The following is a 14166-nucleotide window of genomic DNA, read 5'->3' as shown; positions in this document are numbered from 1 at the left end:
TGATTCTAGCTATCGACGCGATGATCCACGCTTGTCGCGAACTCGGCCACCATTCCGCGGTGCATGACGCGGTCGCCGACGACACCGCTGTGGTCCGCGCGGTGCATGACGCATCGGTTGTCCCAGATGACCACGTCACCGGGTGACCACGAGTGTTCGAACACGTTCTCCGGTCGTGTCGAGTGCTCCACCAGGTACCGGATCAACGTTGCCGCCTCGGCGTCCGTTGTGCCACTCACCGCCACACAGCGGGCAGGCGCGGAAAGATACAGAGCCTTCCGTCCGGAAATCGGATGCACTCGGACCAGCGGATGCCGAGCCGACACATCCTCGAATCCATCCAAGCCGGTCACCACGTGCGTGACAGTTCGCCCGTCGATGTCGGCGCGGATCTCGGCAGGCAAGGTGTCATAGGCGTCGTACTGGTTACTGAACAGCGTCTGGCCGCCAGTGGTCGGGACTTGGACGGCTCGTAGCGAGGTGTAGGCAGGCGGGTGTTCGATGTAGGTGGTGTCGACGTGAAACGTCGACTTCGGTGGGGTCGATCTTCCGACATTGGTGATCACGTTGAGATCGGGATATCCAGCGACAGGGCTCTCCCCTTCGGTGAACATCAGGTCGCCGAAGGAACGAAGAAACGTCAGGAACTGGTCGTCGTCGATTTCGCGATCGGGCATGACTGCGACGCCGTGCCGAGAGAGAAGGGTCACGAACTCATCGACGTCCTCGGCACTCAAACGAGCGGGGTCGACCTCGGTGATGCGGACTCCGATGGGGCGCAGAATCTCGTGTTTCATCAGTCCCCCTCGCCTATTGCCAACGCGAACAGTTCGTCGAGAGGAATGCCTACCGCAGCCGCCATGACGGCGATGACGCTGCTCGGGGAGTACGAGCAGTAGAGACCTGCTTCGAGGAACCACGGGTTTCCGTGTCGATCGATACGGAAATCGAACAGGCTGTACTGACGGCACCCCAGCGCGACATGGCATTTTCTCGCGGCATCGAAGACTTTCTCGGTGATGGGATCGTCGCTCTCGACTATCCAGGCGCGGGTGGCCTCCTTGGCGACCAGGTACAGCTCACCGTCGTCGGTCCGGTCGAGTTTGTCGGCGCGGCCACGGATCGGATTCGATACCTCGTCGACGGCGTATTCCTCCAACGGTAGGCATACCAGGTCACCGTCGCGGACGATGATCCCGCAGCGCACCTCGCGGCCCAGTTCGATGTACGACTCGATGAGTGCCGATTGCGAGTATTGCAACGCTTCGTTCACGGCGGCGGCGAGTTCGGCCGGATCGCGAACCAGTGTCACACCCATCGAATTATCGGAATCGACGGGCTTGACCACGACCGGCACCATCGCCGTCGACAATTCTGTTTTCGTCATCTCGCCGCGGGAGACGAGAACCCCGTCCGGAACGGCGACGCCGGCTGCCGCGACGACAGCCCGGGCAATATTCTTTTCCGCCGTCATCGCCATCACTTCTGGCCGGTTCCCCACGTACGGAATGCCGAGCAGTTCGAACAGCGAGCGGTACGTTGTCATCCCGGGCCGGCAGAACATCTGAGGAACGACAACGTCGATTTGCCAGGTGGATATCTCCGAGATTGCGCGGCTCAATGAGTTAGGTTGCGCTGCCGCAATACTCGACGACTCGAGGTTTTTCGGAAAGCGCCAGCACCCGTCCGGTGTGACGAATGCGATCCGAAGACTGTAGGACGGGTGCTCGGCGAACGCATCGAGGAATCCCCCGGCGTAGACGCGTGACAGATCGGCGTTGAAGTCGTCGACTGCCGAACCCGCCAGGACCAGTACCGATGTCGGCGACATCAGTCCCCTCCATTCTCGACGAGTTTGCCGATGTTGAAATCTATTCGCGTCCAGCCTCGCCCGGACTTCAGGTTCTTCAGCAACAGTGAAGGAATCTGCAGGTGATGAACCAGCAGGTAGGGCAACGGGTCCCAACGTTCGTACACCGCATCGGTTCCGCCGAGAATCACTCGGAGTCGATGTCGGCGCCGCGGCTCGGTGAGCAACCGCCATAGTTCGTGGTAGATCCAGTACGTCGGACGCGAGGACAGGGTGGGTTCGACGACCGAGTGACCGTCCTCTAGGTATGCAGCAGCAAGATCCGGGTGGTCGTAGAACATGGTGATGGCCGAGTGCGTGCGCGGATTGCATTCGATCGCGTAGACATGCCCGTCGGAAGCCTCGATGAAATCGAAGGACAACTGGCCGGTGACACCGAGTGTCTTGACGAATGTCTCTACCCACGATCGAATCTCGGGTTTGTCGATCATCTCGTAGTTGACCTGGAATGCCGAGGACTCACAGCATGCGTAGACCTGCAACGCGCCGTTGCGCGCGGTTCCGTGCGTGCAGTATTCCTGGCCGGCGATGAACTCCTGCAGTATCCACGGGTCGTCCTCGTTCATGGCGAGGCTGCGGGCGAACTCGGCATTCTGCTTCGGGGTGCTGCCGGATAAGCGCGTCAGGTCCATCCGCCCGACGGGGTTGTAGGCGATGCGTTTGAGAATGTACTCACGTCCGGGAGGAAAATCGAACGTTTCGATCTGCTGCGGGTCAGTGATCCGCTTCCAGTGCGGAACCCGGAGTCCCATCGACTCCGCCATCTCCGAGAATCGTGATTTGTCGTCGAGCATGCGCACGGTCTCGGAGTCTGCGTGCACGACCTCGCAATATCCGTCGAGCACCTTCCGCGCATCGGCATCGTGAATGCTCGCCGCTGGACTCGCCACCGGAACGAAGACATCGACACCTTCTCGGACCACCACGTCGCGCAAGGCTTTCGCGTATCCAGGGTCGGTGGGCTCCGGCACACAGTAGAAGTGATCGACTGCCCGAGAGAACCGATGTCCGGTGAACCGATATTTGGGTGATTCGACGAGGACGACCCGGTGGCCGGTGAGATGGAACGACCGTGCCAGCTGGAGCGCTTTGGTCATCTTCCCACCACTGATCAGAACCGTCCGGCTCGGCGAATCCACCGGATGAGCGCGCGAATCGAAGGGCGGATCGAATCGCCGGGCAAGGGAATAGCCCACCACGGCAAGATCTAATGGCAGCGTGGCGAGCAAACCTGCCAGGGCCCCGGCCGTGCGCACCGCCGACGACGCCATGCCCATTACGCCGATATCCGTCGAACGAGAGTCACGCCGTCTCGCAACGGCAGAAGGACCTGCTCGACGCGGGGGTCGGCGCCAACATAGCGGTTGAAGTCTGCGATCGCGTCTCCGTTGCCGGTCCGACGGTCCGCCGCCGCGTACGGCCGGCCCTGCATCAACGTGTTGTCCACGACGATGACTGCGTCCGCGGTCAGCAGATCGGAGTCGAGCAGCATTCGGTAGTAGTCGAGATATCCGGTTTTGTCTGCGTCGACGAATACGAGGTCGAAGGGATGCGAGGTTCCGTTGAGCCGACGCAGAGTCTCCGAGGCCGGCCCGACCTCCACGACGATGCGAGCGCCCGCTGCCGATTCTGCAAAACTTTTCCGCGCGAAGTCGGCCACGTACTCGTCGACCTCGCAGGCCACTACTTCCCCGTTCGGCGGGAGAGCTTCTGCCATGGCCAGCGCGGAGTAACCGGTGAACATGCCGATCTCGAGCACTCTTCTCGCTCGGGTCATGTGCACCAGAAACTTCAGCAACTGGCCCTCGACCTGCCCGGACAACATTTCCTGCTCTACCGGTCGCGCAGCCCAGTCGGCAGTACGAGTCCGATGCGACAACGCTGCCAGCGCCGGGGACTCTTCCGTGGTGCAGAGTTCCAGGTACGGATCGAGCCCCATGGCCAGATCTCGCAGACGGGTGATCCGGCTCATCAGCTCGTCCGGAATCGAAGCAACATCTGCCAGCAGCTCGGTCACCTCTCGCAATTCTGCGGCAAGGATGCTCGACGGTGTGACCGGGCGCGGTTCTGTTCGAGAGTCGATCTCACTCACCGACTCTGGTCGGAGGTGAACATGTCTATTCCGTCTCCGCCGCGGTCGAAGTCCAAGCAGATCTTCTTGTGCAACGTCAACACGTCGGCGAGCTCTCCCGTAGTCACGTCGTTCAGGAATCGACATGCTCCGATCGGGTCGGGAACCGCCGCACGCAGAATGCCATCCCGAGTTTTCAGGATCGAACCGGTTGCCTCGGAGAGCAATTCGGACGTCAGATAGTCACTGTCGAGCGCGAGCCCGAGACGGGACATGGTCCCGAGTACTCGATCGCGCTCTTCGGAGGTTATGTGCCCGCGCTGCTCGGCAAGGGTGGTCGACAACGCCATGTCGATATTGATCGCATGTCCGTGAAAGAACGGCGCCGGTGGCGTCAATTCCAGCGTTGGACTCCAGGTATGCCCGAAAGCGATGACCCGGTCCAGTTCGATCTCGTGTAAGTTCGGCGCCTCCAGTTCGAGCATGGTGTCGATGGCCTGGTACGTCAGACTGTCTGCAACAGCGCGTAATTCGGCTGTCCCATCGAGGTGCCCAAATCTGGTGCGGAGTAGTTCCGGGCCGTGTTCATCGAGCATGTCGAAAATTGCACTGTTACCCACTACGGAGATCTTGATCAACTCCGCCATGCCGTTCCGGACTTGATCTTCCGGTAGCGAACGAAGGAACGAAAAGTCCAGCAGGACCTTCTGCGAAGCGTGGTAGGCGCCCAGACGATTCTTGTGCTTTCCGAAATTCACCGCGACCTTGATGGACACACTTGCATCGATCAGCCCGATCAGCGTCGTCGGGATTCTGATGTACGGGGTGTTGCGTCGGTAGCTCGCGCACGCATACCCGGCGACATCGGTAGTGAGCCCGCCCCCGACGACCAGGACCGGTTCGGTCCGGACGAGCCCGAACCTGTCGAATTCGCCCACGATCTGCTCGAACGTCTCGAGCGACTTGGCGGTCTCGGCGATCTTCACCGGAAGTACGGTCAGCGCAATGTCGTGGTGCCCGAAATACGTACGGATCTGCTCACCGTAGATTGCGTAGACGACCTCGTCGACGACCATGAGCGTCCGCCCGTACTGCCGGTAGCTGTCCGCCAGTTCCGTATTGCTCACCGAGAAGACACCGTCCACGTAGAGAAGGTCGTACTCGATCTTCTCGTATCCCTCGACGTGGAAGGCGCGCTCGGTGGCAGTGACCTGCGCTTGCATAGAGCTCATCGGTTGCCTTCGGTCAGCGCGCGGAGCCGATCCGCGTCGAGATGATCGACGGTATCCACCGCCGCCGAGAAGTCGCCCCCTACCGTGTTCGCGTTGGGAAACGCGATGCAGCGAACGTGTGCGGCAACAGCAGCAGCGACGCCACCGACGTTATCCTCGATAGCAACGCAGTTCTTCGCGTTCTCGCCCAGGCGGCCAAGGGCGAACATGTACGCCGCGCGATCCGGCTTGCCTTGCGAGACACTCGCGGAATCGACCACGACGTCGAACAAGTCGACGTCGACAGCGGTCAGAGCGCCGAGCAACGCGTTGACGTTTTCTGGGGAAGTGGTGGTCACGAGACCGACCTTGATGTCGTGCTTCTTCGCATCGGCGATCGTCTCGACGACGCCGGGGCGCGGGTCGACGTCGGAGTTGGCAAGCAGCTTCTGAAAGATCTCCGACTTCGTGGAATGCACTGCTGCGGAGTCGACTTCTTCACCGCGTGAGTGTGCATATTCGGCGATCCGAGCCGCGCCGCCGTTGCTCGCCAGCATCTCGATGTAGTCCTGACGCTCCCAGGTCCAGCCGAGATCGTGGGCGGCGAAGGCGTCGTTAAATGCTTGTCGTTGAATTTCGGACGTGTCGGCAAGTGTGCTGATCGATCCGAACAGGATGGCAGCCATCGGGTTCCTTCCGCGAAATGTGGTGACGTGCTTGGGGACTTGTTGCCAGTGTGGTGACGGCGAGTGTCATCCAGTCCGGCGCGCGCATCACGAATGAATAACGGAAAGTAACAGAACGATAACGCTGCTCGGTGATATTTCGTAGATCAGCGCCCTGCTCGATCTCGACGAAAGTCTCACCCATGAGATGACCGTTCGGCGCGGCAATGCGGTGATGGCTGGGTCTGCGGACCCGAATCGGCCGCTCATCGGATCGATCGAATCGCTCGAACGCTCCATCACCGACTCACCTCGGAGCGTAAGCCGACGTCGATCCACAGAAGGCGGCGACAAGGACCCATCCTGGGCCGGGGTGTAGCCCGACTGAAGCACAGGTACGTTCCATCAGCCGACCGGGTTGCTCTCACACCTAGCCCTGTGCGTTACCAAAGAGTCGAGGATGCGGTTCGCTACTTGGATCGCCATCCCAGCAGCACACCGTCGCCCTCGGGCCGCGACCAAGGCAAGAAGAAGCCGACGGCAAGTGCACACGCCAACGAGGCACCTACTGTGATGTACGAGGCGAGCTGAAAGCCCTCCAGCGAAGCAGCTTTCATGGCGTAGATCAGCTCCGACTTCTGACTCGCGAAGATCGAGTTGGTCGGAGCCTTCGCAATCTCGATGACACTGATGACGGTCTCCCGAGCAAAACTCTTCTGATAAGGGTTCATGACTGCGTCGGGAAGTGCGTCGATCCGCGGCCCGACCTTGGTCGTGTAGATGGATGCGACGATCGAACCCAGCACAGCAACCCCCAACGTGCCACCCACTTCCCTGGTGGTGTCGTTGACGGCCGATCCAGCACCAGCCTCGTCCAGCGATACCGAGGACATGATCGATTCGGTGGCCGGCCCCTGAACTATCGCCAGCCCAAGTCCCATGAGGACCATCGAAATCAATACCGGACCGACATAGGGTGTTTCGACTTTCACTTGCCCGGCAACGAACATCCCGATACTCATCACGACCAAACCGAACACGATCACCGAGGTGGTTCCCACCCGCTGCGCGATGACGGTGGCGAGTGGCGCACCGACGGCAATTGCGACGGCGAAGGGAAGCGAGTGGATACCGAACTGTAGTGGGCTGAGTTCCATCACTCCCTGAAAATACTGGGTGATCATGAAGAGGAACCCGAACATACTGAAGTAAGCGATGGCTATGGACAACGCGGGCAACGAGAATCGCCGAATTCGGAACAACTGCATGTCGAGAACCGGCGAGGGGTGGCGTAGTTCCCAGAAGACGAACAGAACGAGGCTCGCAATCGCGACCCCGTAGGCCGCCAAACTGATCGGAGACAGCCAACCCTGATGCGGGGCTTCGATTATCGCCCAGACCATCACGGTAATGGCCGCAAGAGAGAGCGCAATTCCCAGCGGATCATACTTCCCGACATGTGAGGCTTTGGATTCCGGCACAAGCATCAGCGCCGCCACCAGAACGATCAGTGCCACCGGTACATTGATCCAGAAAACCGAGTGCCAGGAGAAGTGTTCGAGCAGAAATCCACCCGCAGTCGGCCCGATCGCAATAGCGAACCCCGCCATAGCTGTCCACGCCGCGATGGCAAGCGCACGTTCCTTGGCGTCGTCGAAGATATTGATGATCAATGCGAGTGTCGCTGGGAACACAGCCGCGGCGCATACTCCCATCGCCGCGCGCGCAGCGATCACCTGACCGAGGTCGGCCGCGAGAGCGCCGCCGATCGACATCACAGCAATACCGGCCAGGCCGACCGCCATCACTGTGCGGCGTCCGTACCGATCACCCAGGTGCCCGAAGGCCAGCAGCAGACCCGCGAAGGTGAGCGTGTAGGCGTCGACCACCCATTGCAGGCCGCTGATGTTCGCATGCAACTGCACGCCCAGCGACGGCAACGCCATATTGACGACGGTGTTGTCGAGTACAACCAGCAGCTCGGCTGCGCAAATCACCGAGAGCGCCAACCAGCGTTTTCTGCTGGACATCTGCACTCGTTTCACAGCGATGCTGTTCGAAGAATGAATCATGATGACCCCTTCTGCTATGTCGTGCGACATAGCAATGAAGGTGAAAGTATCCGTTACTGCGCGTTATAGCAAGATTGCAGCTCGGCAGGTAGCGTCTCACTACCGGCTTTTAGGAGCGGCTGTGAGGCCCCCGTCGCGCGGCCACTGCCTGGTCGAGGACGGTCTCCACCCAGGGCACGAGTTCAGCCTCGACCCGATCGAGCGCGCGGATGCTGCGTTGGCCCTTTGCAACTATCAGCGCCCCCTCGATGGCCGAGATCGCGGTGGTCGCGAGGGACGAAGCCCGCTGCTGGGACAATCCTCGCTGCCAGAGCGAAGCCGCAATCGTGTCTTCCCAGGAGGTGAACGACTCCCCCGCGGCCGCGAGTGCAGCCGGTGAGTTCACACCTTCCAATGCTGCTGGAGCCACCGGACAGCCCGCGGTGTAATCGGTCGCGACAAGTTGCTCTCGAAATCCGCCGATGATTGCAGCGATGGTTCGCGCAGGGCCGTCTGCCGCGAGTCCCGATGAGATTGCAGCCCCCATCATCGCGCCCGCTGCGCGCGTTGCTTCCTCGACGATCTGCGGCTTACCCTGCGGAAAGTGATGATAGATCGAACCGCGGGGGGCGCCCGCATGCTCGATGACATCAGCGAGCGAGGTGGCCTGGACTCCTCGCGCACGGAACAACAGTGCCGCACTCCGCAGCATGTCGTCCCGAGCCGTGCTCTTATCTACCATCGGTGCTCCCATCGCTATGCCGGCGATCATAGGCCCGTTTTCCACGTACCAGTTGGCCGTTACGGACAGTTACACCTAAGATTCGTCACAGTTATGGTCTACGACATAATTGACCTGTCCTTCTCGCGGATGGTCGCTCGTCTGCGAAAAATGCTCGAGACTCTCGCACCGACGCAAGCACTCGCTGAGCGTGGCCGCGGACCACTCCGAAATCGGCCCGTTTCACGTTCGCCGAAGTATGGACTCGACGGAAATTCAGTCGCTCGGCTCCGCCACGTCTGACACAGGTTCTCGTCGCTGAGCATCGCAACACGCCTTGCCGCGGAACTCTATTGTCGAGACCGACACGACATGGTCCACTGGCGTGCGGGGAACCGTGTAGGCGAACAAGGGGAAGAGGTTCGATGATGGATGCGGACGTAATCGTGGTCGGTGCTGGTCTGGCAGGTCTGGTGGCCACCGCCGAACTGGCCGACGCAGGCAAGCGAGTGCTTCTGCTCGATCAGGAACCGGAACAGAATCTCGGTGGCCAGGCCTTCTGGTCGCTCGGTGGCCTGTTCATGATCGATACCCCCGAGCAGCGCAGGATGGGTATCAAGGATTCCCCCGAGCTGGCATTGCAGGACTGGCTCGGCACCGCGACGTTCGACCGCGACATCGACGATCCCAAGGGTGAGGACTACTGGGGTTACCAGTGGGCACAGGCTTACCTGGAGTTTGCGGCAGGCGAGAAGCGCTCGTGGCTGCACGCGCAGGGAATGCGATGGGTTCCCATCGTCGGTTGGGCCGAACGCGGCGGCTACCTCGCCGAGGGCCACGGCAACTCGGTGCCACGCTTTCACCTCACCTGGGGAACGGGCCCCGGCGTTCTCGCCCCGTTCGAACGGCGTGTCTGCGAGGCAGCAGCAAAAGGCTTGGTGCGCTTCGGATTCCGTCATCGCGTGGACGAGCTCACCATGACCGACGGCGTCGTCGACGGCGTCCGAGGGGCAGTTCTCGAGCCCAGCGCCTCGGTCCGGGGTTCGGGGAGCACGCGGGTCGAGGTCGAGGAGTTCGAGTTCCATGCCGGTGCGGTGTTGGTCACCGCCGGTGGAATCGGCGCCAATCACGATCTGGTGCGGGAAAATTGGCCCGCCCGATTGGGCACACCCCCGACGTCGATGATCTCCGGGGTACCCGAGCACGTCGACGGACGCATGCTCGGCATCACCGAGCGTGCGGGTGGTCGGTTGGTCAACAAGGACCGGATGTGGCACTACACCGAGGGGATCAAGAACTGGGATCCCATCTGGAAGAACCATGGGATTCGCATCATCCCCGGCCCGTCATCGATGTGGTTCGACGCACGCGGACAACGATTCCCGGTCCCTAACTTCCCCGGCTTCGACACTCTCGGCACGCTGAAAACAATTCAGGACAGCGGATACGACTACTCGTGGTTCGTTCTCACACAGAAGATCATCGAGAAGGAGTTCGCGCTCTCTGGATCCGAGCAGAACCCCGACATCACCGACAAGAACCTCAAACTCGTTCTCGGGCGGGTACTACCCGGAGCGAGCGGACCGGTCGAGGCATTCAAAGAGCACGGCGAGGACTTCGTCGTCGCAAAAACGGTGTCCGAGCTGGTCGCAGGCATGAACAAGATCACCGGCGACAATCTCATCGATGCTCGCGATCTGGAGCGGCAGATCACCGCACGAGACCGTGAAACGGACAACCCGTTCACCAAGGATCTGCAGATATCCGCGATTCACAATTCGCGACGCTCCCGTGGCGAGCGGATAGCTCGCACTGCGTCGTTGCACAAGATCCTCGATCCCAAGTCCGGTCCGTTGATCGCAGTGCGACTGAACATCATCACCCGTAAGACCCTCGGCGGCATCCAGACCGATCTCGACGGACGCGTGCAGAATTCGGACGGGACCACGGTGCCTGGACTATGGGCAGCCGGTGAGATCGCCGGGTTCGGCGGCGGCGGTGTACACGGGTATCGATCGTTGGAGGGCACCTTCCTCGGCGGCTGCATATTCAGTGGTCGGCAAGCCGGACGTGCATTGGCACAGGGAGTGTGAGCGCGGCCGTCAGACAGTGCGCCGAGAGGTAGCCCGTCGGTCGCGAAGTGCACACTCTGTACCGTGGAGCGGAGGACTTCGACCGCGGAACACCGATTGGGAAGGATCTTTATGTCTCAGCCTGCACGGCTCGAGAAGAATCCGGACAAGGGCTACGTAGCACTACTCGGCTGGAGCTTGCCGGCTGTGGAAGCCCTCGACAAGTTCGACCGCAGGTATGTCGTCGTGGCACCGGATTGGGCCGAGCAATACTGCACTGAGCACGATATTCCCTATCTTCCGTGGAACTTCGAACGTCTCAACGACCGTTCGCTCGAGATCGCCGAGACACTGCGCGATATGGGTGTCGACGTCGCGATCCCGCTGTACGAGGAAACTGTCGAGTGGGCCGGTGCCATCAACTCGGTACTGCTGGGCAACCCACGCCTGTTCGGGCAGGCGATGTTGTTGCGAGACAAGTCCCTGATGAAGCGTCGTGCACAGCTCGGTGGGATTCGCGTCGGCATTTTCGAGGAGGCCCACGACCGTGAAGATGTGATTCGCTTCCTCAAGCGCGTCAACCAAACTCTCCTCAAGCTCGACGGCGACCCGAACGACCCGATTCATGTCAAAGCGTTCGACAAAGCAGGGTGCCTCGGCCACCGGGTGATCCGGACACCGGATGAAGTCGATTCCATTCCCGACGAGGAATTCCCGGCGCTGATGGAATCCCATCTCGACGGCTGGGAGTTTGCCGTCGAGGCGTGGATCCACAACGGAAAGATCAAATTCCTCAACATCTCCGAGTACGTGACCCTTGGATACTCGGTGTTCGTACCCGCGACTCCCGAGCTCGAGAAGTACCGTGATCAGATCACCGTGCAGATCGAGAAGCTGATCAAGGCTTTCGACATCGAATTCGGGTTCATTCACCCCGAGTACTTCGTCACCAGCGACGGCGAGATGTACTTCGGTGAAGTTGCTTACCGGCCACCAGGTTTCAAGGTTTTTGAGCTGCTCGAGCGCGCCTACGGATTCAATGCGTACCAGGGCCTGGTACTTTCGTTCGACCCGAAGACCACCGAGGAAGAGATCGACGCCTTCTTCCCCAAGGAGGTCGTCGACGCCACCGGTGTTGCCGGCTGCTTCGGTGTGTACCCGCGTCGACGCGTGGTCAGCAATCTCGTCATTCCCGACGTCACGTTGGACGACGACTACTACGAGACGAACGACCTTTCGGCACCCGTCGAGGAGACCGTCACCAAGCGTACGGCTTTCGGTACGCACTGGGGCTTGCTGTACTTCTTTGGCGAAGATCCGTATCGGATGCGCGATCTGCTCAAACAACAGGAAGAACTGGACTTCTACGTGTGAGGCAGGAACTCGGGGACGACCACACGCCACTGGCACAGTCGACGGAAGAACCGGCGGCCACCAATGCGACCACAGCGGCCGATCGAGCATTGGCTTCGCGTCTCGCACAACTCGATCACGCAGCCGAGGCGTTCGCCACCGCGCCGGAGTTCACCAAGAGCTCCAAGCTCCGACGCGTCCTCGACTCACTGCATCGTGTGCTGTCGCAACCTGGCGGTTGTGCAGCGATTCAGGAGCGTGCAGAGCTCCTCGAGAACGCGGGACTGTTCGCCGGATCGGACTGGGCGCAGCCGGACATCCTCGTTCCGGCGTTCGTCGGCCCGAGCCTGCGTAGCGGAAACAACGACACCGTTGTGCTCGAAGCGACGAGCGAACTTCGCATGGTGGCAATAGTCGCCAGCGAGTACGAACACCCGGCCGTGACGCCGGAAGATGCTCGCCGGTTCCTGTCCCAGGTGCTCGCTTTGAACCTCGAAGTGTTGTTCACAGCGCCGTCGGAGGCAGAGCGAGTTCGGCTCGGACGCACCGCTCATCTCATTCGCGATCTGTTCGGTTACGTCGCCGAACAGATCGGCTACGACAGCGTTCTCGACGAACTCCTCGAAGAGATTTGGCGTGTGTTGCGTCAACGCCCGATTCAGGTGGACAACGTCAAGACGATGGTCACCCGCATTGCGATCTACCGCGACGACCCCACCGTGGATCTCGGTACGTCCGGGCAGGGTCTCGACCGGTTGACCACGGCTTTGTTCGGCACTACCGAAGCATGCCGGGAAGACCCCGGAGTCGATGTCTACCGGTCACGGCTTGCGGTGATGGATTCGGAAGCTCTGCAGTTCGAAGCACGCGGTTTCGCCCGCGCAATGCACGACACCGGGTTGGTCTCGCCCTATCACGCGACCCTTGTGCGTTATCTCGTGGAGAACAACAGTTACGTACTCGCCGAGGCGCTCGGACTGTCCGACACCGGCCGGACGTGTCTGCAGCGATATCCGGAACTGGTTCAGCGCCTCGTTACCGAGACCGTGTACCCGGAGACAGCGCAATGCCTGTACGGCCTGGCGCTGCTTCTCGACCGAGGGACGCTCTACGAGCCACCGGTTGTCCCGTCACTGTGGCGGCAGATTTCGTTGAAGCTGTCACCGAAGGTACGCGAGAAAATGCTTGTCGCGTTCGGTCCAGGTCCCGATCCGGAGTCGCGGTTGCTCGGTGGCCTGTTGTCGATGCTCGGCCAACCACTCGGCGTCGGCCAAGGAGACAATCCCACGTGCCAGTCTGCGCGAGCACTGTCGATGTGGGCGTACAACGACCCGGACTACCTACTGCAGATGGTCGTCTGGGCTGCACGTGACGACGAGATCGTCATGCACTTCGAAGGGCAACCGATCTCCTCGACCGACAGCATCGGCGGGGTCGCGACCACCGATCCGATCGACCTCGATCCGGTTTCGTTGCTGTTGGTACCGCACCTCGACCGAATTTACGCAGAGATGGTCCGACGATGCGCCGACCGTGAAGGCGACCCGCATCGCTGGGTCAATCCGGAGTTTCACGGCTGGTGGTCTGCTCGGGAGTTCCACATCAACGTCGACGTCGCCACCGGAAATCTGATCGATCTCGACGGCTTCATTCGGCAGTTTCACGCCTCCTATCACCCGACGTACAACGGTGGTCAGCCGCTGATTCACCCGCAGCCGGCCGGTGTCGCCGTCACCGACAGTGCGGCCCGCTACATCGGCTGGCATGCGATCGCCATCCTGCGTGTCACCGCAGATCCCGACGGCATCATGCGGGTCTATTTCTTCAACCCGAACAACGACAGCGGTCAGGATTGGGGCGACGGAGTCGTCGTCGGTACCGCAGGAAACGGTGAACGAGCCGGTGAAGGGTCACTGCCGTTCGACCAGTTCGCCTCTCGTCTCTACATCTTCCACGCCGACCCGCTCGAGGAAGGTGAGCCGGACAAGATTCCGGCGACAGATGTCGAGAACATCATCGGATTCATCGAACGCAGTTGGGGCGTAGACAGGTTGCCTCGGGGCGTGAGCGAGGAAGGTCGGTAGTTTCGGAGGCGTTTCCGGGCCGTTTTCTGGACTCCCCGTGGCCGGGCGCCTGCCCTGCTATCGTCACT

General features: G+C 61.0%; 11 protein-coding genes. 3 read left to right on the top strand and 8 right to left on the bottom strand.

Annotation, left to right across the window (positions count from 1 at the left end; translation table 11 throughout):
* Positions 1 to 5: 5 nt before the first annotated feature.
* From QMK32_RS07725 to QMK32_RS07690, 8 genes are all read right to left on the bottom strand, one after another.
* Positions 6 to 797, bottom strand: coding sequence for a TauD/TfdA dioxygenase family protein (locus tag QMK32_RS07725; RefSeq protein WP_283474151.1), 792 nt, complete (start codon positions 795 to 797; stop codon positions 6 to 8).
* A complete protein-coding gene (locus QMK32_RS07720) occupies positions 797 to 1831 on the bottom strand; it encodes a D-alanine--D-alanine ligase family protein (protein WP_283474150.1) in 1035 nt (344 codons plus the stop codon). Before QMK32_RS07720 ends, QMK32_RS07725 begins: the two co-directional genes overlap by 1 nt.
* On the bottom strand, positions 1831 to 3141 hold the full coding sequence (locus QMK32_RS07715; protein ID WP_283474149.1) for an ATP-grasp domain-containing protein: 1311 nt from the start codon (positions 3139 to 3141) through the stop codon (positions 1831 to 1833). Before QMK32_RS07715 ends, QMK32_RS07720 begins: the two co-directional genes overlap by 1 nt.
* A gap of 5 nt (positions 3142 to 3146) precedes the next feature.
* Positions 3147 to 3962 carry an O-methyltransferase gene (locus QMK32_RS07710; RefSeq protein WP_283474148.1) on the bottom strand — a complete coding sequence of 272 codons (816 nt, stop codon included), beginning with the start codon at positions 3960 to 3962 and terminating at the stop codon, positions 3147 to 3149.
* Complete coding sequence (locus QMK32_RS07705; RefSeq protein WP_283474147.1) at positions 3959 to 5173, bottom strand: sedoheptulose 7-phosphate cyclase; 1215 nt, start codon at positions 5171 to 5173, stop codon at positions 3959 to 3961. Before QMK32_RS07705 ends, QMK32_RS07710 begins: the two co-directional genes overlap by 4 nt.
* A complete protein-coding gene (locus QMK32_RS07700; RefSeq protein ID WP_269301302.1) occupies positions 5170 to 5838 on the bottom strand; it encodes an HAD-IA family hydrolase in 669 nt (222 codons plus the stop codon). Before QMK32_RS07700 ends, QMK32_RS07705 begins: the two co-directional genes overlap by 4 nt.
* Positions 5839 to 6287: 449 nt before the next feature.
* Positions 6288 to 7847 (bottom strand): MFS transporter, encoded by a 1560-nt coding sequence (locus tag QMK32_RS07695; RefSeq protein ID WP_283474146.1) that lies wholly within the window; start codon positions 7845 to 7847, stop codon positions 6288 to 6290.
* Between the two features lie 151 nt (positions 7848 to 7998).
* Positions 7999 to 8610, bottom strand: a complete 612-nt coding sequence (locus QMK32_RS07690) for a TetR/AcrR family transcriptional regulator (protein ID WP_283474145.1) — start codon at positions 8608 to 8610, stop codon at positions 7999 to 8001.
* A gap of 407 nt (positions 8611 to 9017) precedes the next feature.
* On the opposite strand from QMK32_RS07690, the gene QMK32_RS07685 reads away from it, so the two are divergent.
* The 3 genes from QMK32_RS07685 (at position 9018) to QMK32_RS07675 (ending at position 14098) form a co-directional block, all read left to right on the top strand.
* Positions 9018 to 10682, top strand: a complete 1665-nt coding sequence (locus tag QMK32_RS07685) for an FAD-binding dehydrogenase (protein WP_283474144.1) — start codon at positions 9018 to 9020, stop codon at positions 10680 to 10682.
* A 111-nt stretch (positions 10683 to 10793) separates the two neighbouring features.
* Positions 10794 to 12035 (top strand): ATP-grasp domain-containing protein, encoded by a 1242-nt coding sequence (locus QMK32_RS07680; RefSeq protein ID WP_283474143.1) that lies wholly within the window; start codon positions 10794 to 10796, stop codon positions 12033 to 12035.
* The gene (locus QMK32_RS07675; RefSeq protein ID WP_283474142.1) at positions 12032 to 14098 is read left to right on the top strand and encodes a hypothetical protein; all 2067 of its coding nucleotides are present in this window, start codon (positions 12032 to 12034) and stop codon (positions 14096 to 14098) included. Before QMK32_RS07680 ends, QMK32_RS07675 begins: the two co-directional genes overlap by 4 nt.
* The last annotated feature ends 68 nt before the right edge of the window (positions 14099 to 14166 follow it).

Source organism: Rhodococcus sp. H29-C3, from assembly GCF_030063405.1.
GTDB lineage: Bacteria > Actinomycetota > Actinomycetes > Mycobacteriales > Mycobacteriaceae > Rhodococcoides.
The sequence above is the reverse complement of the archived record's forward strand: the minus strand, read 5'-3'. Positions and strand labels throughout refer to the sequence as shown.